Annotated in this window: 17 protein-coding genes and 1 pseudogene; 4 read left to right on the forward strand and 14 right to left on the reverse strand. The window is 44.6% G+C overall.

Features of this window, described 5'->3' with window-relative positions; genetic code table 11:
* Nucleotides 1-75: 75 nt before the first annotated feature.
* The gene (locus K0H59_RS09535; RefSeq protein ID WP_220055355.1) at nucleotides 76-822 is read right to left on the reverse strand and encodes an ABC transporter substrate-binding protein; all 747 of its coding nucleotides are present in this window, start codon (nucleotides 820-822) and stop codon (nucleotides 76-78) included.
* Nucleotides 823-1,499: 677 nt separating this feature from the next.
* Here K0H59_RS09535 and K0H59_RS09540 point away from each other — a divergent pair.
* Nucleotides 1,500-2,597, forward strand: a complete 1,098-nt coding sequence (locus K0H59_RS09540) for an NADH:flavin oxidoreductase/NADH oxidase (protein WP_220055356.1) — start codon at nucleotides 1,500-1,502, stop codon at nucleotides 2,595-2,597.
* Between the two features lie 70 nt (nucleotides 2,598-2,667).
* On the opposite strand, the gene K0H59_RS09545 is transcribed toward K0H59_RS09540, so the two are convergent.
* The 3 genes from K0H59_RS09545 to K0H59_RS09555 form a co-directional block, all read right to left on the reverse strand.
* Nucleotides 2,668-3,699: a hypothetical protein gene (locus tag K0H59_RS09545; RefSeq protein ID WP_220055357.1), complete on the reverse strand. Its 1,032-nt coding sequence runs from the start codon at nucleotides 3,697-3,699 to the stop codon at nucleotides 2,668-2,670.
* A gap of 121 nt (nucleotides 3,700-3,820) precedes the next feature.
* On the reverse strand, nucleotides 3,821-4,999 hold the full coding sequence (locus K0H59_RS09550; protein WP_220055358.1) for an MFS transporter: 1,179 nt from the start codon (nucleotides 4,997-4,999) through the stop codon (nucleotides 3,821-3,823).
* 105 nt (nucleotides 5,000-5,104) lie between these two features.
* Nucleotides 5,105-6,028 carry a LysR family transcriptional regulator gene (locus tag K0H59_RS09555; protein WP_220055359.1) on the reverse strand — a complete coding sequence of 308 codons (924 nt, stop codon included), beginning with the start codon at nucleotides 6,026-6,028 and terminating at the stop codon, nucleotides 5,105-5,107.
* 714 nt (nucleotides 6,029-6,742) lie between these two features.
* Between K0H59_RS09555 and K0H59_RS09560 the strand changes: the two genes are divergently transcribed.
* The gene (locus K0H59_RS09560; RefSeq protein WP_220055360.1) at nucleotides 6,743-9,118 is read left to right on the forward strand and encodes a phosphatase PAP2 family protein; all 2,376 of its coding nucleotides are present in this window, start codon (nucleotides 6,743-6,745) and stop codon (nucleotides 9,116-9,118) included.
* Between the two features lie 87 nt (nucleotides 9,119-9,205).
* On the opposite strand, the gene K0H59_RS09565 is transcribed toward K0H59_RS09560, so the two are convergent.
* The 3 genes from K0H59_RS09565 to K0H59_RS09575 are packed head-to-tail and all read right to left on the reverse strand — an operon-like array spanning nucleotide 9,206 to nucleotide 11,820.
* Nucleotides 9,206-9,889, reverse strand: a complete 684-nt coding sequence (locus K0H59_RS09565) for a type 1 glutamine amidotransferase domain-containing protein (RefSeq protein WP_220055361.1) — start codon at nucleotides 9,887-9,889, stop codon at nucleotides 9,206-9,208.
* 49 nt (nucleotides 9,890-9,938) lie between these two features.
* Complete coding sequence (locus K0H59_RS09570; protein ID WP_220055362.1) at nucleotides 9,939-11,351, reverse strand: coniferyl aldehyde dehydrogenase; 1,413 nt, start codon at nucleotides 11,349-11,351, stop codon at nucleotides 9,939-9,941.
* A 37-nt stretch (nucleotides 11,352-11,388) separates the two neighbouring features.
* Nucleotides 11,389-11,820: an organic hydroperoxide resistance protein gene (locus K0H59_RS09575; protein WP_220055363.1), complete on the reverse strand. Its 432-nt coding sequence runs from the start codon at nucleotides 11,818-11,820 to the stop codon at nucleotides 11,389-11,391.
* Nucleotides 11,821-11,936: 116 nt separating this feature from the next.
* On the opposite strand from K0H59_RS09575, the gene K0H59_RS09580 reads away from it, so the two are divergent.
* Nucleotides 11,937-12,827, forward strand: a complete 891-nt coding sequence (locus K0H59_RS09580) for a LysR family transcriptional regulator (protein ID WP_220055364.1) — start codon at nucleotides 11,937-11,939, stop codon at nucleotides 12,825-12,827.
* 294 nt (nucleotides 12,828-13,121) lie between these two features.
* Nucleotides 13,122-14,621: an EAL domain-containing protein gene (locus K0H59_RS09585; protein ID WP_220055365.1), complete on the forward strand. Its 1,500-nt coding sequence runs from the start codon at nucleotides 13,122-13,124 to the stop codon at nucleotides 14,619-14,621.
* 403 nt (nucleotides 14,622-15,024) lie between these two features.
* On the opposite strand, the gene K0H59_RS09590 is transcribed toward K0H59_RS09585, so the two are convergent.
* From K0H59_RS09590 to K0H59_RS09620, 7 genes and pseudogenes are all read right to left on the reverse strand, one after another.
* Nucleotides 15,025-16,365: a sigma-54 dependent transcriptional regulator gene (locus K0H59_RS09590; RefSeq protein ID WP_220054197.1), complete on the reverse strand. Its 1,341-nt coding sequence runs from the start codon at nucleotides 16,363-16,365 to the stop codon at nucleotides 15,025-15,027.
* Nucleotides 16,355-16,567 carry an ATP-binding protein gene (locus K0H59_RS09595; protein WP_309304160.1) on the reverse strand — a complete coding sequence of 71 codons (213 nt, stop codon included), beginning with the start codon at nucleotides 16,565-16,567 and terminating at the stop codon, nucleotides 16,355-16,357. Before K0H59_RS09595 ends, K0H59_RS09590 begins: the two co-directional genes overlap by 11 nt.
* 258 nt (nucleotides 16,568-16,825) lie before the next feature.
* Nucleotides 16,826-17,238: pseudogene (locus K0H59_RS09600) on the reverse strand (hypothetical protein); the annotation flags it as partial.
* A 161-nt stretch (nucleotides 17,239-17,399) separates the two neighbouring features.
* Entirely contained in the window at nucleotides 17,400-17,609 is a 210-nt protein-coding gene (locus K0H59_RS09605) for a hypothetical protein (RefSeq protein WP_088211287.1), read from the reverse strand.
* A 209-nt stretch (nucleotides 17,610-17,818) separates the two neighbouring features.
* Entirely contained in the window at nucleotides 17,819-18,202 is a 384-nt protein-coding gene (locus K0H59_RS09610) for a VOC family protein (protein WP_055647128.1), read from the reverse strand.
* Nucleotides 18,203-18,318: 116 nt separating this feature from the next.
* Nucleotides 18,319-20,451 (reverse strand): alpha-amylase family protein, encoded by a 2,133-nt coding sequence (locus K0H59_RS09615; protein ID WP_220055367.1) that lies wholly within the window; start codon nucleotides 20,449-20,451, stop codon nucleotides 18,319-18,321.
* Nucleotides 20,452-20,532: 81 nt separating this feature from the next.
* On the reverse strand, nucleotides 20,533-22,395 hold the full coding sequence (locus K0H59_RS09620; protein ID WP_408733573.1) for an alpha-amylase family glycosyl hydrolase: 1,863 nt from the start codon (nucleotides 22,393-22,395) through the stop codon (nucleotides 20,533-20,535).
* Nucleotides 22,396-22,484 lie beyond the last annotated feature (89 nt).

Below are 22,484 nucleotides of genomic sequence, written 5' to 3' on the forward strand. Positions count from 1 at the left end.
ATCCATAGAAATTCTTATCCGAAACTGACGAGTTAGAGTTAAGGCTTTAACTCAGAAATGTCCCATTATTAAGGATTAGTGAGGTAACTTTAGTTCTTTAATAGCCGCATTTATTCGCAGCATTTGTTCCTCTGTTACCGATTTTGAGCAGATTATATGTCGCATCGTTGGGGAAGCATTTATTTCATCATATCGGATTATGGCTACTTTTTCAGTTAAGAGTGGATTGGTTTTGATAAACAGTTCTAACTCCTGTTGCTCGAAAAAACCAATATCGGCACGTTTTTCAGCTAATAGCATTAGGTTATGCTGTTGATCGCCTCGCAGGTCGATAGCCTTAGCTTGCATATTGATAAATAAATCCATTAATACTGTACTGTAGGCATATCCACCTTTTATCAACACTGTCACTGTCTTATCTTGTAAGATTTGAGAGAGAGCGTGATGCTTGAATCGCTCTGTATTTTCTTTTGGCATGACAGCAACATAGTCTCCTTCAAGGTAAGTGGGCAATGATACTCGGCCAAGCTCAGACCGTTCTTTTGTGTTAATCCAATTGACTAGGCACAACGGCTCTTGATCTTCCTCAAAATATTTCTGAACTCTTAATGATGGAGCACGAATCCAGCGAAAAGGAATATTTGCTAAAGTAAAGACTTGGTTGCCGATTTCGTAGCTAATGCCGTGTATAACACCTTGTTCATCTTGCCAGATAAATGGGGGACGGCCTGTGAAATAAAGCAATACTTCATCAGAAGTTTGAGCATGATTGGCTGAACTGGCCAACATGATAGCCAATCCGAACAATGTATGCCGTAGCATTCCAAGCTCTCCTCAAAGTGATTAGTTTACTTGCCAAATCCCTATCAATTACAGAGTACCCTTCGCTGTGTTTCTAGCTACAACCCCCATATCTAATTGAAATATATCAAAATTAAATTAAATAGCAATTTGAATATTTGTTAAGCTATTGTATTTTATAGCAATATAGTAAGAGCTTTAATGGCGTTAGCTGTATGCATACAGCTAACGTCGTTATGACTCGATAGGTAATTAAGCAAGAGCAATATAGCCAAACTTGCCATCGTAAAACTGCTCATCAAAGTAGTATAGCCACAGTAAATCTAACTCGTTTTACTCTACATATTTCCATGGCATTGCGATGTACAGCGAGGTTGGTCAAGATCTGGTTATAATGCTGGGGAACTCATTAATATTAACTACACGATGAGGATTTGATGTGCTTCGTTCTTACTTTTGCTGGTTAATTATGAATTTTTAGTCGATACAACTTTCACTAATACTCATCTTTATTCTGAGTAACACGCCTTCATTTTAGTATCCTTTTGAGCCTTGCTATTTTTATTCTGCTTTATATGAAGCAAGGCATTATTGTTTCCCTGAACTCTACAGATTGTCATCTTGCTGTCTATTTATCACTCATAATTTCAACGATAGAATGATACTTATCTTATAATATTTAGAGTAAAGAAATGCTTATGTCATCTTTATTTGACCCGTTTAAGCTGAAATCAATCACGTTAAAGAATCGCATTGCTATACCTCCGATGTGTCAATATACAGCTGAAGATGGGTTAGCAAATCATTGGCACGATGTTCACTACACAGGGTTAGCACGAGGTGGCGCAGGCTTGGTGATTGTTGAGGCGACTGCAATCTCACCTGAAGGGAGAATCAGCCCGAAATGTCTTGGCATTTGGAATGATGAGCAAGCAACAGCCCTAGCTCACATTGCAAAATGCATTAAAGATAATGGTAGTGTCGCAGGTATTCAAATTGGTCATGCTGGCCGCAAAGCAAGTGCAAACATCCCTTGGGAAGGTGATGACCATATTTCAGAGGGGGAGCCCAACGGTTGGTCAACTGTCTCTCCTTCTGCTATTGCATTTGGTGCGAATTTACCAAAGCAACCTAAAGCCCTCACGCTAGAAGAAATCCAATCAATTAAACAAGATTTCGTGAATGCGGCTATTCGTGCCCGTGACGCAGGTTTTGAGTGGTTAGAATTACACTTTGCTCATGGTTATTTAGCACAAAGCTTTTTGTCTGTGCATGCCAATCAACGAACCGATGAATATGGTGGTGATTTAGAAGGTCGTAGTCGGTTTTTACTTGAGACGGTCAGTGAAGTGCGCAAAGTTTGGCCGGAACATTTGCCTCTCACCGCTCGCTTGGGTGTGATTGAATTTGATGGGCGAGACCAAGAAACGTTAAGTGAGGCCATTCAAGTTATAAACTGTATGAAGGTTTTTGGCTTGGATTTTTTAAGTGTGAGTATTGGTTTTTCAACACCCGATGTGAATATTCCATGGGCACCGGCATTTATGGCACCTATTGCTCAGAAAATACGTGAAGCAACACAATTACCAGTATCAACAGCATGGGGCATGGACAATATTGAAGACGCAGTTCATGCGATTTCATCAGGACAGATGGATCTTGTTTTGATGGGGCATGCACATTTAGCAAATCCACATTACACCTATCAAATGGCAAAGAAGTTAGGCGTGGAAGATGCGTCATGGAAAACACTACCTGCACCCTATGCGCACTGGCTAGCAAAGTATCGCGGCTAATGGGCTGAAAATATAAAAGGCTTCCTCTCATGTGAGGAGGCCTTTTGGTTACTGTATTTAATACTCAGAACTAGTGTGTTTCAAAAAATGTCTTGGTTCGATAGAAAGACTCTTTCTTCTCCCACGGAGGAAGTTGTTTTGAGCGTGGGTCGGAGTCTGGGTATGTCTTAACCAGTGAAAAAGACATCATATCCAGATCGCGAGCACCTTCTCCAAAGGGGTATACCGGGAACGAAAATACGTAGATAAAAACGCCATCTGCACCATTGATCTCTAATAGACCGAGCTGTTCTTCGACATAATTAGCCTGTTCTTGTTCACTGCGGACAGGCACCTTTCCATCGATAAAGCGACCAGTCCCATCTGAATTTACGCCTTCTAATAACATAAATCCTCCAGCGCCCATTTTTGCTGCGCCTTCATAGGTGCACGAACCCACTTCCATCACTATTAAGGGTTTGTCCAGTTTGTACTTCTCTAGCCCCGATGTGTATTCTTCGACAGTCTCGCCATTGCGATAGTAGTCTACGCCGACAATATCAAATAGTGTCCAATCAACTGTTTCCCACGCGCCAGAAGAATAAGTGATAGGGCCAAGGAATTCAGAGCGAACAGCGTTACTTATCTTGTGCAATATTTCATTTAGCGCTTTTGATTTTTCGGCAAAAATTTCTTTACCATCGGGAGATTGGTAAACACCACCAAGCCACATTGCTCTTTCCATGACCGAATTGCCAGGGAAAATCCCCTTATTGAATAACGTCATTTCACAACCACAAACGAAGACGATATCTACTCCTTCTTTGCGTAATGTTTCAGCTTGCATCGCGGCCTTGTGAAAATACTCTGGAAGTTCTTCAACAGGCACATTCATTTTCCAAGGGTTAAAATAGACCGTTAACCCTGCTGTATTGGCATAACGAGTTGCTTCAACCAATCTGTCGATGTCTTCACCTTCGATACGAACGGTATTGGCAGATAAGTCATGCGCAATAATATTCATATTGTATTGAACAAGCTTCGAATCGAAGGGCTCTACGGAGAGTTCCCCTCCTTCTACGAATCTTAAACCGACATCGTAGACCACTCCTTTATATTTCAAACCAGACCTCCGATAAAAATGTTTAACGCGAAGATACGCTTTCTTTGAGTATTACTAGGTAGACAATTTGGATAAGCTGAACCCGTCAAGCACAAGGGAGCTGAAGCTCCCTTGCATCAAATCAATTTGTTGAAGAGATTGCTTGCCCGTGTACTGCTTTGTCCGTTAATCCTGAGATGATGGCAAGTATCAGAGCCCCAACAGAAAGTAATCCACCGGCCCAATTAGGAGATTGCAATCCAAAACCCGCCGTGATGACATATCCGCCAAACCAAGCTCCCACGGCATTTCCTAAGTTAAATACACCGATATTGACTGCAGAAGCTAATGTGGATGCTCCAGCAGCTTTTGCTTTATCCAGTACAAGCTTTTGAATAGGAGAAACGGTTGCAAACCCAAATGCAGCCATCAGAAAAATACAAATGATAGACATGATTTGACTGTGAACGGCATAGTTAAATACGAATAGGACAATCGCTTGTGCACCTAACGTGATATAAAGCATCGGCATTAATGCTTTGTCTGCGTATTTACCTCCAAGTTGATTGCCAACACACAGACCCAATCCAAATACTAGCATCAGCCAAGTTATGCTAGAGCTACTAAAACCCGCAATGTCAGTCATCATCGGGGCGATATAAGTAATTGAAGTAAAAAATGCGCCTGGCCCCAAAACGGTGATTCCCATAGCTAAGAGCACATTAATGTTACTGAAAGCCTTAACTTCTTTGGAAAAACGTTGATCCTTTGGGGCCTCTTGATGTGGGATTAGTCGCCAAACACTTAGTACTGTAAGACAGCCAACTACAGCAACAAGACCAAATGTCAGACGCCAAGTTAAGTGTTCACCAATCCAAGTTCCTACTGGAACGCCTACAAGATTTGCGATCGTTAATCCCATGAACATGAAAGCAATTGCTTGAATACGCTTTGATGGCACAACCATATCCGCAGCAATAATAGAGCCAATACCAAAAAATACACCATGGGCCAGTGAGGTAATAATACGCCCCAGTATTGCGGCACCTAAGGTAGGAGCAAATGCTGTGATTAAATTTCCTATAATAAAAAGTACCATCACAATCATTAGCATGGTTTTACGCGGGATCTTAGCGCCAAAAATGATTAGGGCTGGTGCACCAAAAAACACCCCTAATGCGTACGAGGTTGCTAAATAGCCCGCTATGGGGATGGATATTTGAAATTCTGCGGCTATGGCTGGTAGCAGTCCAGCAATGACAAACTCAGTGGTACCAATACCAAAGGCGCCTATCGCCAGCGCCCAGAGTGCAAGTGGCATGATCTTATTCCTCAAAAAATCGATTAAATATTTATTGAAATAAGTTTAATCGTAACGTCTGAGTTGATAAATAAGTCTGATTTCCACTTAATGTAGAGTTTAATTCTACTTGTCGAAATGGCCTTCTCTTGCTTTTTGGATGAGCACATCAACAAGTAAACGAACTTTTGGTACTAGATGTTTAGTGCATGGCCACAAGATGTGTAGAGCAACAGGTTGTGGCATGTTTTCAAGCAATATTGGAATAAGCGCACCAGTGTCAATGTGCTCCCTAACCATACTTTCGGGAAGCTGGACGATCCCCATATGACCTAAGCAAGCCTTCAACAATGCATCACCATCACCGATTTGGTGAGGTTTATCAGAGACATATTGAATGGTTTTTCCTTCTTTGTCCTTAAGTTTCCATGCTAAAGGTGCCCGACATCGATACCCCATAATACAATTATGGTTGGTGAGATCGTCGAGATGTATTGGTGTTCCGTGTTGTTTGAAGTATGTCGGCGTTGCACACAAATACAGATTTTGGTCGCTTAAACAGCGCGACTTTAACTCATTTGTACTCTTTAATTCACTGAATCGTAATACTAAATCTAAACCCTCTTCCACGGGGTCGACAAGACGATCATTGAATGACATCTCAAATCTTATATCAGGGTACTGTTTGGAAAAATCAGTCAGGATTGGCATCATTAAATGACGTCCAAAAAATGCTGGCATATCAATACGGATGACGCCTGATGGATTATCTTTACGACGGCTTAGAGAGTTTTCTGCTGAATCGAGGATTTCCAAAGCAGTTGTGCAACTGGACAGATAAGCTTCACCATCTCCAGTTAGGCTGAGTTTTCTTGTTGAGCGATGGAAGAGTTTAGTGCCTAAGCGTTCTTCTAGCCTTGCAATACTTTTCCCGACAGCGGATTTAGTGATCCCTAATTTTTCACTCGCTTCAGTAAAACTGCAAGAATTGGCTGCGACGACAAAGGTTGTGATCCCTCGAAACGATTCGTCTGAATTTAATGTAGACATTAGGTATACCTTTTAGAGTGATTGTAACAATTATCGAGTTTAAATCTCTAATTGTATACGGATAAACTCAGTCCATTGCCAATGGAAAGAGGTGTTGGAGTCTGCATTTGTTGTTGATTTCATATTGATTCTGTTGTTTGCGAAGCAAACCTGAAAAATGCAATCCTATGTTCACTCTCCATATATTCATGAATGAGTCAGTATCCAATGCCTATCATTAGATCATGATTTAACTCGCAAACTTATTGTAGGGTTATGTTTCTTGGTAAGCTGTCCCCAAAAGCTCGAGTCGGTTGTCCTGAAAGATAGCCAGCACGGTCCAAGTTCACCCCAATAGCTTTGAAAAGATTGCATCGGCAAGCTCAAAAGTCGGCTAATTCTTTACAAATCTCCCTTTAAACAGACTCTATGCACATTGCCATGTTTGCTACGATGAAATCGGCACTGCTGCCAAATTATTGCCCTCGAAAGTATAAAGCACAATTGTGCTTGCAAATTGTTTAAGATGTAACCATCAGAATTTAAAGTTAAAAAATTAAAAAGCATTTATCTACAACAGCCTTTCCCTTTAGCTATTAAATGATTTTCATTTTTAACTGGTCATTGTCATTTATCCGTCACGCTTCTGTCATCTTGAATAGTTAGTTTTCCAAACTGCTTAGAACGACTGAATCCCTCACTCTATATTCCAAGATCAAATAAGGATTTTAAACTATGACGAATAAGTCATGTGTTAAGGTATTTGCTGTCAGTGCCGTTGCTTTAGCCCTTGCTGCCTGTAACTCGTCTGATGACAAAGATGTATCATTCATAAATCCAGGTGTACCGACCGGAACATCTGCATCCTCATTCATTGCAGAACCCTCGTTATCTGGAACCGACATTGCTGTCGTTGATGGGCATATTCCTGTGACGAACAATAACGGCAACGTTGTGGCTTACGACCCATCAGTAAACCCATTAATTCAAATTCTTAAAGGTTTCGATGATATTTGGTATGTCGGCGATGATACTTGGGCTTTAACCGGCTCTTCTGAATCGAAATCGGTTGCTGAGGGTTATGAAGCCTATCCTGGTGTTGTTGGTGGGGGTACGAATAGCACCAGTTATGCAATTCCATTGGATTTTAGCAATGAGAAAATTCTAAATAGAAAGGTGTGGCAAGAAAACTTCGACTATGTGAAAAAACGTACAGAAGAAGCTTCTAAAGCAGAAATGGTCGCAGCATACTTAGACGATCAGCGTGACAAAGGTTTTAGTATCACGTCTGGCTTGGGGCCAATGGCTAATGACTATCGCAGCGGTGCCAATGCGACATCTTCATTTAGTGTTAATGCCAATGGCGATGTCGTACTGACTGATAGTGTCAACGGTGATGCTACCGTTCTCGATATTGCCAATGTGAAATACAACGGGGATCTGTATAACCTGCTGGCTAACTCAACTCGTACAGGATTTGGCACGACGACACTTAACGAACAGGCTACGGCCCTGAGTGATGTAGTGAAATTGCTGCAAACCGTTGCAGCATACGGTGCTTCAACAGAAGCGCCTAAATATCATTTCCAATCGCCTCGCCCTTGGCGCATTAGTGCCGATGATTACAGCACTGCAAACTTCTCTGACCCTTCTTCAACCATCGCGAGTGCGATAACTGACGTTCATGCACTGGAGACAAACGCTTGTTTGGGTCTTGATGGAGCATCTGTCGATGTTTATAAGTACTATGAACGTCCTGCAAATCCTATTGCTATTCCTATGCCGGGTCTGCTGTGCGCTGCACGTACTACATACTATGGAAAAGACTCTGACAATGATGGTATTCCCAATAGCTTCAGTGAGTTTGAAGGAGCAAGTGAAACAGCGGTAGATGCATTACCTGCACTCTATTCGAGCCGCGCTAAAGATGGTGCTTTCCCTAGTGGTCACACCGCAGAAGCTTTTGACCGAGGCTTAATCTATGCCTATGCCATTCCAGAACGTTTCGCAGAAATGGTTGCAAGGGCTGGTGATTTGGGAACGAGTCGTATTGTGGCGGGTATGCATTCACCATTAGATGTCATTGGTGGCCGCATTATGGCAACGGCAATTTCTGCCGCGATGTTAGCTGACAGTGGCAACGAAGCCGCGTCTGATGCTGCAGTGTCACAAGCTCAAGCTTATTTCCTGGCTAAAGCGCAAGAGGCGGGTTACGACAATGTTTATGATTACGCGCACTGCACGACGAACACCGCTAGAACATGTAATTTGTCTGATGAGTATGCCGATCGTGCCGAGATGAAAACTCGCTATCGCGCAAGTTTGACTTATGGATTCTCACCGTTGTCGGAACCAAATGCCGAACCCGTTGTACCCAAAGGTGCTGAAATACTGCTAAAAACTCGTTTTCCGTACTTAGACGCAAACCAACGTCGCCAAGTGTTAGCATCTACCGAAATAGATTCTAACTACCCAGTGATTAACAAATCCCGTGGTTGGGGACGTCTGAACCTTGTTGATGCCGCCGATGGCTTTGGTGCCTTCGATAGCAATATTTCAATTAATATGAACGCAAGTCTTGGCGGATTTAATGCTGTAGACCGTTGGTATAATGACATTTCTGGAGAAGGACGCTTAGAAAAGAGTGGTACAGGAATGCTTATTCTTGCGGGCAACAACTCTTATAGCGGTGGCACTTTGGTACAGGATGGCACTTTAGTGGCTGCTTCCTCATCAGCATTTGGTAGTCACACACTTTACCAGCAAGGTGGAGCTATCAAAGTTGCACTTCCAGCAGGTGCAACAAGCAATACTGAAGGTGCGTTACAAGTATCCAACTTCGTCATGAACGCAGGGACATTAGCGCTAGATTTAACTCACCAAGGACAAATTTCTGCAAGTGATGGTATTTATCTTACAGGAAACGATTTGTCTCTAGCCTTAACGGTTCCCAAGCTAACGGTGGCAACCAGCTTCACTATTATGAGTGCGGCTCATTTGGAAGGTAAATTTGCTGACATCAGTGTGACTGATAAAACAAATGTAACCTATGCAGCATCAGTTAGTTACACTGAACGTGGTGCAACAGTCACAGTAACCCCTCAAGGTTAATGATGTGAAGATGAAAGCCCTCAACATTGGGGTGAGGGCTTTAAAACCAGTCCGAAGTGCTTCATCAAGTGTGGAGTACCGCTATCTTTATACTTGAGAGATATGCTTCAACAGAGTGATGGCCACGGCTTCAGAGCTGGCAGGATTCTGACCAGTAATGAGCTGGCCATCTTCTACCACATAGGGCGCCCAATTTTCGATTTTTTGGTATTTCGCTCCCAGACGAATAAACTCATCCTCAATCAAAAATGGAACCACGTCTGTCAGTTGCACATCCGCTTCCTCTCCATTCGTAAAACCTGTTACCTTACGGCCCTTAATCAATAGTTCACCATTCGGTGTGGTCACGTGGCGTAATACTGCTGGGGCGTGACAGACAAATCCGGTCGGTTTGTTGGCTGCTGTAAAGGCTTCAATCAATTTAATTGACTCTTTAGAGTTGGTTAAATCCCATAATGGTCCGTGACCGCCAGGATAAAAAACGGCATCAAAGTCTGCTGCCTTAACCGTTTCTAATTTCACCGTATTCGCTAAAGCATGTTGCGCTACAGGATCTTGATTAAATCTATGGGTTAAGTCGGTTTGAAAATCCTCGAGCGCGCTTTTGGGATCGAGTGGCGGTTGACCACCAAGAGGAGACGCTAACACAATATCTGCACCCGCATCTTTGAAGGTATAATAGGGCGCTGCAAACTCTTCTAACCAAAAGCCGGTCTTGTGGCCAGTGTTTCCTAGTTCACGATGCGAAGTTAGTACCATTAAAATTTTCATGTGTTTTCCTCATCCCATATAGTGGGCGTCATTAAAATAGTCAGTGTCATTAAGCGGTAAATAGCGATTTCAACATGGCATGTTTGTGTTGGTATGGAGCTCGTAAACGTAAATTAGAGGCACCATCTTCACTTTGAACAACCACGGGCTTGGCATGGGTAAAACGTCTAAATCCGTGGATACCGTGATAAGCACCGATCCCAGAAGCCCCGACGCCGCCAAAGGGTAAGGTATCGATAGAAGCATGGGTCATGATGTCGTTAATCACCAGTGCACCGGAAGTTGTCCTCAAGGAAAATGCTTGCTGATGTTTGCTGTCATTTCCAAAATAATAAGCGGCGAGTGGCCTTGGATGTGCATTGATATATGCAACCGCTTCATCAATCTGTTGATAGATTTTGATTGGGAGCAGTGGGCCAAAGATCTCCTCTTGCATCACCAACATATCCTCTGTGACATTTAAGATAATGTGCGGGGCAATCTTGCGTGTTATGGCATCAAAGTCTTGCTCACCTGCGGGAGCTAGGCTGATGATTTCTGCTCCTTTTTCTTTGGCATCATGGATAAGGTTTACTAAGCGCTCAAAGTGTCTTTGACTGATGATTGAAGTGTAATCATTATTTTGCTGTATGGCTGGAAAGTTCTCTGCCATAAACTGGCGTGTCGCAGTGACAAAGTCGCTAGCTGCTGCCTGAGGCAATAATATGTAATCAGGTGATACACAAATCTGGCCTGCATTAAATGTTTTGACCGTCATCGTGCGCTCAGCGGCGACTTGAATATCTGCATCCTCTGCAATTACTACAGGGGATTTACCGCCTAGCTCTAACGTCACTGGAACGAGATTTTCTGCCGCAGCACGCATGACATGCTTTCCAACTGCGGTGCTCCCCGTAAAGACCAAATGGTCAAATGGTAAAGTACTAAATGCTTGCCCAACTTCAGCATCACCCAATACCACGACCAACTCGTGTGGCTCAAAGTATCGAGCGACCAATTCTGCAAGTAGTAATGAGGTATTGGGTGTTAGCTCCGAAGGCTTCAGCATTGCAGTATTACCAGCGGCAAACACGCCCGCTAAAGGGCCGAATGCGAGATTCAGTGGAAAATTCCAAGGGCTGATAATGCCCACCACGCCCAGCGGTTGCTGCTCAATCCAGGTTTGCATGCCGTCAGCGGGCGCCGCCACTATTTCAGGTTGCATCCATTGCTCTACATGCTCGGCGGCAAACTTTAATGCACTGATGCTGCTTGCGATATCAGCAAGCAGTGACTGATAGCCACTGCGGTGGCCAAAGTCGGCACTGATTGCGGCTGTGAGCTGAATGTGATTATCACTGAGTAGTTTTACTGCTCGTAATAATCTGTCACGGCGAACCGCCGCATCAGTTACGCCTAATTTGAGGTGTGAGCTTTTTAAGCCGCTAAGTATGCTCAGTAATTCTTGTTTTGTTTGCTTCATTGGTGTTTTTACTCCATCCACATAAACTAGGTTTGACTCAAATAATGTTCAGTTGAACGTCAATGTTGCCGCGGGTGGCATTCGAGTAAGGGCATACTTGATGTGCCGCTGTAACGAGTGCTTGAGCCTGCTGTTTTTCTATACCTGGAAGGTCAATGTTAAGGGTAATGGCGAGGCCATATCCCTGTGTTTCTAATGTGCCTATACCGACTTGTGCAGTGACTTTGGCGTCATCTGGCACCTTTGGATAGGCTAATTTATTGGTTGCAACAACTGCTTTCATTGCGCTGAGAAAACAAGCGGCATATCCCACAGCGAAGAGTTGCTCAGGGTTATTACCAAACCCACGCCCTCCAAGCTCTTTTGGAGCCCCTAACCAAATATGGAGTGAGCCATCTTCTGTTCTTGCATAGCCATCTCGTCCACCGGTTGCCGTAGCAGTTGTGCGATAAAGTTCATTCTTCAACATCACTATCTCCTTAATCGGAATGTGTAAATTTGCGTTGAATGAAGCATAAAAGAATTTTGAGTGCCGAAGATAACAATGCTATTTTGGTTGGGGTATAAATAAATTTATGGGGTTATATGTCGTTAGTCCGGCTAAGAACGTTTATTGAGGTTTATCGACAACGCTCAATAAGTGGTGCGGCGCGTATGCTCAATTTGACGCAACCCGCGGTATCGCAACACATCGCAGGGCTTGAAGTGGCTGTCGGTCGGCCTTTATTTGAGCGTCAAGTCAATGGGGTACTACCGACCTCTATTGCGGATGAATTGGCTGCTGATATTGGCGACAAACTCGATGCGGCTGAAGCCGCCCTTGCGTCTGCGAGAGCGCGTTCTCGTGATGTCTCTGGTGCTTTACAACTGATTGGTCATGCTGATTTTATGGCAGAAAATCTCGCGCCTGAATTAGCCCCACTGCTTGAAGCGGGAATTCGCGTTCGGATGCACACAGGGGATGGTCCCATGGTCACGCAAATGCTATTAGAGGGGCATTGTGACTTGGGGATCTCTGCTCATCCAGTGACGGATAATCGCTTGAAAAGCGAAATTTTGCTGACAAATAAGGTGATTGCCGTGGCTTCACCGAAGGTAGTTGAGCGCATTGTACAAGCGGAAGAATTTGATCGTGCACTTCTTCAAGAGCCGCTATTAGCCTACAACTTAGAATTATCATTAGTGGATGCTTGGCTTAATGCGAACCGCATTGATGCGTCCAATTTGATTCCCGCTATGGTAGGTCAAGATCTCCGAGCCCACCGAAATCTACTGGTTCAAGGAATTGGTTGGTCCGTTTTGCCGCAATTTTTATGTCAAAAGCAACTTAACTCTGGTGAGTTAATGCTCATCCCGCCGCCAAGGACGCAAACTGAAATTATTTATTACCTTATTTGGTTGCCGAGCGCCTTACGGCAGCCAAGGGTTGCTCATGCTCGAAGCGCACTTTTAGATCGTCTACAAGGTGTTTTGTAACGTAAGTGGTTGCAACTTGCACTCAATTACACGGGTCAGGAAAACAGTGCAGCCAAGAACAGATTTGCGAACAAAATTTAATCTGTAAATGTAAATATCTTAAATGATAAACAATGAGTTATGTTTTGAGACTAAATGTATATTAACATCACACGAAAATCAGTCTTTAGTGTTGGTCATACCTAAAGCAGGTTGATTATTTACCCACGGTAAGGCAAATGTGTAGCATGAAAGCAGTCTAAACAACATGCTATATACTTAAACCTAATAGAACAATTAGTGTAGATCTAATAAATGATAAAAAAAGATACTCATTGGGGTTATATATTTGTTTTTGCACTGTATTCTATGGGGGTTTTACTACTGTTGGTCAATGGTTTTTCTCGATTAAATTCGGAAGCAAAAGACAGAGAGAATTGGGTTAGTCAGCAAATGACTGATGCCGTTTCAGAAATACAACATTTTTATGCATCGAAATTATCACCATCTATCCCTATCACTGATTGCGACCGTTTCCTTCGAGATTCAATGCCGCTTTTACTGTCCTCTCCCTATATCCGCAGTATCAATGCTGTCCACGGTGGTGTCATTGTTTGCAGTACCATTTCGAGGCAAACGCTTAGACAAATTAAGAACTGGAAAGCATCAGGAAAACAGCTTGAGTTACTTTATGTAACTCAGACTCCCTTTTCAGAGTTGTTTCCCACTCATAGGCAAGGAGTCCTTTCACTACGCTTTCAAAAGACTGAGTTTTATGGGGTGTACGTGGGAATTTATCCTGAGTCGGTGTTTAGAACACTAGGGGATCCTCGCTTTCTAAAGACAGTAATGCGATTTGACAATGCTACTTTTTATTCCGATGGCCGCATCGTTGATGAACAGAACAGTCTGCCTGCGGAGCACTTATTTTCTGTCGACAGTGATATTTCAACGACTGCATTTGCAAAGTATATTTTTTATAACTACGGGGTGTTACTAATTGCTTGGACATTCATCATGTTGATGAGTGCTAAAAGTTTAGTTCGATACTTGCATACCTTTAGCCTAGATTATTGGCGAATACGTAAAGCGATAAAGCTAAATCAGTTTCATCCCTATATCCAACCAGTGGTAAACGATTGTGGCGAAGTTACTGGAGGGGAGGTGCTCGTACGTTGGATACACCCTAAAAAGGGCGTAATATCCCCCGCTGATTTCATTGACCGCGTCGAAGAAAATGGTCAAATCGTAGAGATCACTTCTATCCTCATGCAAAAATGTTTGTTAGCTTTTTCAAAGGTCAACTTGCCTGAAGCCAGACAATATTTTCGAGTCGGCTTTAACGTCTGCCCAATCCAATTCGATAGCAATACACTATGCCAAGAAATAGAACATTTTCAGTCGGCCATGGCCGATAAGCCCATTAGTCTGCTTATCGAAGTGACTGAGCGTAAAGAGTTCTCTAGCAATGAGACGTATCGCAAAGCTATTCATGAACTGCGTAGTCGAGATGTTTTAGTTGCATTAGATGATTTTGGTACCGGCCATTGTTCATTGAAGTACCTGCATGATACTGAAATCGACATAATCAAAATTGATATGATGTACGTAGCGACCATTGAAAGTGGAAATACAAAAATCTTAGATAACATTATCAGCCTCGCGCGGAGTCTTGATGTCATTTTACTCGCGGAGGGTGTCGAGACACAGGCTCAATTTGATTATCTGAAGGCTAGAAACATCGAGCGCTATCAAGGATATATGTTTGGAAAACCGTTACCGATAGACGAGTTCATCCAAAAGTACCTTATGTGATCAGTTATAAATATCTCTAATTGAGACAGTTTATCTAAGGAACCTGCGATTAAGTCAGTACATTGGGGTCAAAAAGACTGGTTCATAAAGAGAGTGGTATTGTCGGTTTGAACAAGGCTAAGTGAAGTATATAAAACGGAATTGTGCCCCATCGAGTTAGCTAGCTGGCCTAGCTAAATTTTGCCCCATTCCTTGTTTCGCATGACTTGACTAGCTCTGCTTGGTACTGGCTTGTTGGCCTAATTTTTTTAATGCTGGAAAGTGGCTTCGATTTAAGTGGCGATTCAATATTTCACCCACACTATTGTTCAGAAGTTAGTTGGTTATAACGTTCGATAGTTGCGTCTCGTTTCTGCTCATATTTAATTGCTCAACAATACTGCGAATGATTCTTGAGCGATGGTCATTCATGTTTGCTTAATCGTCGACTTAAAGCACTTTGGGTGATCCCAAGTAATTTAGCCGCCGCGCTTTGGTTGTTATTGGTGCGGATAAGCGCCTCATGGATCAACTGCTGCGTTGTTTCGCTGATCGTAGGCAGAATAGCTGGGAAGGTCATCCGCTCTATTGGGGGCGTGAGTTGCGGTTGTTCTAACACCCTAAAAAAGGGCGCGAGTGCGAGTTCTTGGCCATGACTTATCCCAACGGCGGTAAAGGTGAGCGCTCTTAATTCGGCAATATTACCGGGGAAAGGGTAAGTTTCTAAGCGCCGGGCCAGGTCATGGGGCAGGGCGAGGTAGTCTTTACCCAACTCTTGGCAGGCTTGTTCGGTAAAATGCTGTAATAACAGGCCTATATCGGTAGTGCGCTCGCGAAGCGGCGGCAACTTTAGCCGCTGCGGTAGCAGGCAATAAAGTAAGCCGTGGGAAAATCCTTGCTGCTCTAGCTGTTCCAATGAGCTTGTGGTGCTAAACAGCAAACGGCATTTCAGGGCGGTTTCTCGCAGTGAACCTTGGGGAAAATAGCGTTTGCGTTGGCACAGTTGGCTGAGCAACCTTTGGACTTCGAAGCTTGCGAGCTCAAGATTATCCAGCAATAAAAAGCCCGTGCCTGCCATATCCAGTAGTCCCACTTGATTGGCGCTGCCAAACAGTTTTTGCTCCAGCATTTGCATCGATAAATCGGCGAGTGACACTTCTGGCAATGGTAGTTCAGGGCTCACCAGTTGTTGCAGCGCATGGGCAAATACGTGTTTGCCCGTGCCCATTTCTCCTTCGAGTAATATCGGCTCGCGACTGTCTTGCAAGGTCGCGGCGAAGTTAAAGCAGTCGTGCATTTTGATATCCGTGGTGAGTATCTGATTGAATGCACTGAGATCCATACGGTTAAAGAAACCGTCCTTAACTTGATGATAGCGCCGCTCCAGCCCAATGACTTCCATGGCGCGCCTTACACAGAGCAGTAGCTGGTCGGTGGAGCTGGTCTTAGTGATAAAATCGTAAGCACCTTGTTTCATGCACTCGACGGCTATTTCGGTCTCATTGAGGCCCGTGAGGATAATGACCCTGACATAGGGAGCTTGCTCGCGGATGTCCCTTAGCAGCTGCCGACCATCGAGTACGGGCATATTCAGGTCGAGCAGCACTAGCGCGATATCTAGATCATTGATCAATTGCAGTGCCTGACGGCTGTTCTCGCAGGTGTAGGTCTTGGCCTCGGGAATATGCCGATTAAGTAGCATATCTATGGTGCGTAACCAGCGGGTTTCGTCATCGACGAGCAGTATATTGCGACTAAGCTTCATTGCTCATTCCTAAGAGAATTTTCATTTCGGTGCCGATATTGGGCTGGGAGTGGATAAGCCACTGGGCGCCGTGTTCGACCAGAATTTTGTTGGTGGTTGAGAGTCCAAGCCCTGTGCCGCCCTGTTCGCGCCGAGTGGTGAAAAACGGTTCGCGGATCCGCGACTGAATATGGGGCTGCATGCCGCAACCATTATCAATCACCTTTTCATGAAGCCCATGCGATTAAACAGCATGGGCTTTTGGATTTTATTTCCTTTACAATCCTATTCCACTCTTCGTGACCGTGACCATTTCGTGACAACAAATCAGTTCTAACCGAGGGTCATTCCTTAATACTTTGTCGGTTAACAACAGTATTCGTTATTTTACTATTTGGGAGACGAAAATTATTACTGAAGGTCGGTGTGGCCTTGTTTTTAAAATCGAATAACTGCACAAAATTCTTCTTAATGGTTTGAATATCAAATAATATATAGAAGGCATGTCTAGCCCCGTAAGTTTATTCAGCGCCTTGTGCATGGCGTAAGTTTCTACAACTTGAGCGTAGTCATTTCACATACTTAAACCGCCGCCACCCAGCTGTGCTTTATTTTGTACATAGCCGTTTTTAAGATTGAACGGCGGTGATGGCCATGGCGCTGTTTACATTTCTTATTTGAATAATAAATAAAGCGTCTGAAAACTCACTGCGAGTGGGTATCAACGGCGATATGCAGTTTGCACGAAACCCGGTGTTTACCATCTGTACCATGCTTCTTCACTTTCCACTAGACAATAGCGCTCTCATTGTTCCAGAAGGTAAGCGAACTGCGGTTTATCAAGGCTTGGTTGTATTGTTTCCAGTTAGTCGTTTTAATGCGAGGTTTTGGCATGCTTGAGGGAGTAGTTGATAGGCAATGTCGTTTTGAACAGTGGCTACCGATTTAGGAAACAAAGCCTTGTAGGGACCACATGTTTGCCCTTAACTAAACTATTTTATCTTTTCCCATCTTTAACACCTATTTCTGGTTTAGAGTGTTTCAACTACCCCAAATCATATTCTTACAAAATAGGGGAGTGCGATAAGGGCGATGCCGATGGCGATAAGTAGCGTGAGATTGGTGACAAAATAAGGATAAATCATCAGGGTGAGGCCGACGGCTAGTGGGATGGGGGCGGCTTGGCGCTTGCCGTAGGTGAAAAAGCCTAGACCAAAGAGGCCGAAAACTAAACTCCATAACAATATTGCTGGATTATCAAACACCTTGAGCTCCTCTGTGATTAGCGTTTAGTAAGCGCCGACCAGTTACTGCGCCATGTTGGTCAAACGATGAGCTAGTGCTGCGCCGCTTCATTGAGTCTACTGCTAAATATCCCTTGGCGTAATTAAGCTTTATTCATCTTATTCGTTGCGTGAGTACGCTATTTTAGTGCGTTGTTTTATTTACATTATTAATACATTGAGGATTCAGGTTATAGCTCATATAACTCTAAGGGTAAGCCGTCGGGATCGCTAAAGAAGCTGAACTTTTTGCCAGTGTATTCGTCAATGCGGACAGGTTCGACGGCGATATGATGGGCTGTAAGATGCTCGATAGCCGTTTCAATCGATGCGACGCGAAAGGCAAGGTGCCTAAGACCGCAGGCTTCGGGATAGCTAGGGCGCTTGGGAGGATTGTCGAAGGAAAACAACTCGATTTGACTCATATCCGGCAGTTGTAAATCGAGTTTGTAGGACTGGCGCGCCTCACGATAATGCTCTGCAAGCACGCTAAGGCCAAGAATCGTCACATAAAAGTGTTTGGACTTTTGATAGTCACTGCAAATAATCGCTGCATGGTGAATGCCGAGTAACATGGCTTGCCTCTGTACTGTTTAACTGATGTTTAGGCTAGTGTGTTTTAAAAAGACCAGAGTCACAACTGTGTGTGACTCTGGTGCTGACCTTTGATCTTTTATCTTACCTTATCTGGCTAATGGACGAGTTCAAATATCGCGGAGGACAGAGGGGCAAGCTGCAGCTGAACTTGTCCTTCACCTTGTTCGACGATTAACTGCGCCGTATGGTCTTCCAGTAAATCCTTAAGCGGATAGCTTGCATCGGTTAACCGCCATTGCGCAATCAGAGATTGGGGCAGTTTAAGGGAAAATAACTTGGTTTGGGTTTGACTAAAGTTACTGACAATAATCAGCTTTTGACCTTTGTTATCGGCTGTATTAGCCTCAAAGCGGACAAAGGCAAAGGTTGAATCATCATAATCCGTTGCGCTGCCATTGTTAGCCTTATTGCTAGCCTTTGCAGCCGCTACCGCGCTGCGGTTAGCAGCATCTAGCGAGTCATATTGCCCTAAGAGCGCGGGCGCATTTTTCCCCGTGCTGAGGTTCAATAACTTTTGATAATAGGCGTGTAACGCGATTTCTGCGGCGGTTGATTGGCCGCCATTAAATTTACCTTGATTCATCCAGCGCTGATGGGCGGGAACGCCCGCATAATCAAAAATACTGGTGCGCGAAGCATGACCAAAGCCTAGGTTTTGCGTCGCCGCTTCTCCCACTTCTTGACCAAAATAAATCAAGGTCGGTGAAGTACTTAGGGTCGCAGACACCACCATCGCGGGCAGGGCGTAGCGGGGATCGACCGCATCCGTTGAGGCATTACCACTTAAGCTACCTAAAAAGGCGGCATTAGCGATGCGCTGCTCATCGTGATTTTCTAAAAAATGCAGCATATGCGTGTCGATATCATGCACCTTGGCCTGATCAGCGGCGATCTGCGCGGTACTTTTTTGCCCTGCCATAATGGCTTTGAGGGTGTCGTAAAGATCGACCTTGTCGTAGAGGTAGTCCATTTTGCCGAGCTGAATATAATCGCGATACAGCGCGGGGTTATAGACCTCAGCTAAGATAAAAGCTTCGGGATGGCTATGTTTTATATGACTATTTAAATAGCTCCAAAACTCGACGGGCACCATTTCGGCCATATCGTAACGAAATCCATCGACTCCCATTGCTAACCAATACTGGGTAATTTGATTGAATTTGATCCAAGAGTTAGGTAATTCATGACTATGTTGCTGCCAAAATGCGTAGTGCTGCTCGGCGCCTAGAGTGGCATAGCGTGGCGGTAGTGCGGGGAAATCATGGCTGCCATCGGGGCGGACACCGTAATTGATTTTAACGGTTTCATACCAGTCGTTCATATCCGGCTTGGCGAGGCGTGAGCCGTTGCCCGTCCATTTGGCGGGGATTTCCTTAAATTGACCATCACTTAGGAGATGCGATTCACCGCCTAACGGTTTGAGGCTATCAGGCAAATCGGGCACTTGAAAGCCAGAGGATTGCTTTTTATCCGTCACATAATAAAAGTTATTATGCTTTGCATATTCAAGGGTTTGATTATCGTCTTCACCAAAATCGCGCACGCCCTCGGGCTTAGTGATGGAATGGTAATTACGCGCCACATGGTTGGGCACTATATCGATAATCACTTTTAAGCCTTGCTTGTGGGTACGCTCGATAAGTGCCTGAAACTCCTGTAAGCGCTTGGCGGGATCGACCGCTAAATCGGGGTTTACGTTGTAATAATCTTTAACCGCATAGGGCGAACCGGCGCGTCCCTTAACCACATCGGGATCATCATTACTCACGCCAATCGCACTGTAATCGCCAATTAAAGCGTGGTGGGGTACACCCGTATACCACACATGGGTAACGCCTAAGTCTTTGATACTTTTGAGCGCTGTGTCATCAATATCATTAAATTTACCCACACCGTTTTCGCTAATCGTGCCCCAAGGTTTATTAGTGGGGTTTTTATTACCATAGAGCCTGGTAAAAATTTGATAAACAACGGGTTTAAACTTATTTGCTTGCTCGGCATTGTGATGGGCTGGCAGGATTTCGCCTTCGCCTACATTTGGATTGGCAGGCACAGTTTTAGCTGCCACTGCCTGTAACGCCGTTGCTTGAGTAGTGATTGTTTGAGTGGTGATTACTTGAGCGGCCATGGCGTTAAAAGCGCTAATGCTGCTGAGGGCCAGTACGCTTAATCCCCGTTGCCAGCGATAATCGCGACGTTTGCTGCTGTTAGATAATAGAAAATTCAACCTAGATTCCTTTACTGACTTGGCGGCCAAACTATGGTTTGGCCGCGCTGTTATGTATTGCTTAGCTGCTTCATTTACGGGTTATAGGTGTTTGAGCTCAAGCAGCATAACGCCAGCATGGGGCAGAGCAAGTGATTGATTCAGCATGAACTTATCCCCAGTGAAAACTGAATTAGCAGAAGTATTGCCTGCCAATACCTTACTAAAGCGGCTTAAGTCCAGGGTTTGTGCTTGGTCATTCTTGTTGTAAATCACCATCACTTTATCCGCATCGGCTTGGTAGCAGGCATTGCCCGCTGCGGCATGTTTTGCCGCGCAGCGAAATTGCACATAAATGCCGTTTTGCGGCACAAAGTGCAGTAAATCGCCCGTTTGCAGCGCGGCTGAATGTTTACGGTAATTGAGTAGGGTGCGCACAAACGCAAGTGCTTGCTGCTGTTTTGCGTTTAGCCCTTTATCGCTAAAACCGCTGACCTTGCTATTGGCAAAGCCTCCCGGGAAATCGCTACGCACTACACCGTCGTGGCGACCTTCGGTCGGGCTAGTCATCAACACTTCGGTACCGTAAAACAGCTGTGGAATGCGTTTGGCCGTTAACACATAGGTGAGGGCCATTTGGTACAGCGGCAGGTTTTCTTTCAGCAGACTATAAATCCGATTGGTGTCGTGGTTGCCTTCAAAGAGGACTAACTGGCTTGGGTTCGCATACACCACATCATTCGCTAACATCTCGTAAAGCTTGATAAAACCTGTATCCCAGCCTTCTGGCTCGTTCAGGCTTTCAAGCAGCTTTTCATAGAGTGGAAAGTCCATCAGGCTCGGTAAATCCGAGCTATAGCCATCGGCATTGATTTTGCCTTTTTGCCAATAGGAGACAGTAATGGGATTGGCGGTCCACTCTTCGCCGACAATATTAAAATTCGGGTATTCGGCCATTAACGCCTTTGACCATTGGGCTAAAAAGGCTTTATCGGCGTAGGAGTAGGTGTCTTCGCGAATGCCCGAAAGCCCCGCATATTCCACCCACCAAATGCTGTTTTGAATAAGATAAGTCGCAAGCTTTGGGTTGCGTTGATTAAGATCGGGCATTGAATCGACAAACCAACCGTCAACAAAATCACTTTTATCCTGCATGTCGGCGTAGGGATCTTGCACTGTGGTGCGTCTATGGCTGGTAAAGCCCAGGTTGGTAGAACTGAGGCTGGTAGAACTGGCCGCAGGAGCCGTTTGTGTGTCAGTTGCATTGGGCTGCTGCGGGACATTGAGCCAGTCACTGCTCGGTAAATCCTTTAACCACCAATGGTTTGAGCCAATATGGTTAAGCACCACGTCTTTAATTACTCCTAAGCCACGTTGTTTGGCCTCAGTGACTAACCTTTGGTAATCCTGATTGCTGCCAAAACGCGGGTCGACCCGATAAAGATTGGTAATGGCGTAACCATGGTAGGAATATTGGGCTTGGTTGTTTTCAAGCAGTGGGTTGATCCACAGCTGAGTGACGCCCAGTTTAGCTAAGTAGTCTAAGTGCTGGCGAATACCTTCGATATCGCCGCCATGGCGACCATCGGAATTATCAGGCGCCGCATGTTCGAGCATATCGGCTTGATTGTCGTTGCTTGGGTTGCCATTGGCGAATCGGTCTGGGGTGATAAGGTAAATCACGTCTTTATTACTAAAACCTTGGCGCTCACGGCTGCCATCAGCCCGAGCAGCTAAAGTGTAGGGCAGTTGTAAGAGCTGCTTGTCGCCAGCGAGAATGCGGATGTCAAAGGTCTGCGGTTTGGCGTGGCGCAAGTCTAAATTGATAAACAAATAATGGGGATTATCCGCCTGTTCAATCCCTTCAAACAACACATCTTTGCCAGCAATCTCAACCTTAAGCTGCGCAGCATTCGCAGGCAGGGCACTGCTGTGCAGCATCAATTGCAACTTAGGATTATGCATGCCAGCCCACCAAGAGAGCGGCTCGATTGTTAAAGCTGCCGTTGAGCTCTCTTCTGTAGGAATAAGGTTTGCTGATAATAAAGCTGTAG

Source organism: Shewanella sp. FJAT-51649 (genome assembly GCF_019457435.1).
Taxonomy (GTDB): domain Bacteria; phylum Pseudomonadota; class Gammaproteobacteria; order Enterobacterales; family Shewanellaceae; genus Shewanella; species Shewanella mangrovisoli.

Excerpts from the sequence above, each read along its gene's own strand:
- K0H59_RS09580 (WP_220055364.1), top strand. The coding sequence starts at position 11,937 with ATGTCGTTAGTCCGGCTAAGAACGTTTATTGAGGTTTATCGACAACGC.
- K0H59_RS09550 (WP_220055358.1), bottom strand. The coding sequence starts at position 4,999 with ATGCCACTTGCACTCTGGGCGCTGGCGATAGGCGCCTTTGGTATTGGT.
- K0H59_RS09565 (WP_220055361.1), bottom strand. The coding sequence starts at position 9,889 with ATGAAAATTTTAATGGTACTAACTTCGCATCGTGAACTAGGAAACACT.
- K0H59_RS09610 (WP_055647128.1), bottom strand. The coding sequence starts at position 18,202 with ATGTTACTCGGCATTCACCATGCAGCGATTATTTGCAGTGACTATCAA.
- K0H59_RS09620 (WP_408733573.1), bottom strand. The coding sequence starts at position 22,395 with ATGCATAATCCTAAGTTGCAATTGATGCTGCACAGCAGTGCCCTGCCT.
- K0H59_RS09585 (WP_220055365.1), top strand. The coding sequence starts at position 13,122 with ATGATAAAAAAAGATACTCATTGGGGTTATATATTTGTTTTTGCACTG.
- K0H59_RS09540 (WP_220055356.1), top strand. The coding sequence starts at position 1,500 with ATGTCATCTTTATTTGACCCGTTTAAGCTGAAATCAATCACGTTAAAG.
- K0H59_RS09555 (WP_220055359.1), bottom strand. The coding sequence starts at position 6,028 with ATGTCTACATTAAATTCAGACGAATCGTTTCGAGGGATCACAACCTTT.
- K0H59_RS09560 (WP_220055360.1), top strand. The coding sequence starts at position 6,743 with ATGACGAATAAGTCATGTGTTAAGGTATTTGCTGTCAGTGCCGTTGCT.
- K0H59_RS09535 (WP_220055355.1), bottom strand. The coding sequence starts at position 822 with ATGCTACGGCATACATTGTTCGGATTGGCTATCATGTTGGCCAGTTCA.
- K0H59_RS09570 (WP_220055362.1), bottom strand. The coding sequence starts at position 11,351 with ATGAAGCAAACAAAACAAGAATTACTGAGCATACTTAGCGGCTTAAAA.
- K0H59_RS09590 (WP_220054197.1), bottom strand. The coding sequence starts at position 16,365 with ATGAAGCTTAGTCGCAATATACTGCTCGTCGATGACGAAACCCGCTGG.
- K0H59_RS09575 (WP_220055363.1), bottom strand. The coding sequence starts at position 11,820 with ATGTTGAAGAATGAACTTTATCGCACAACTGCTACGGCAACCGGTGGA.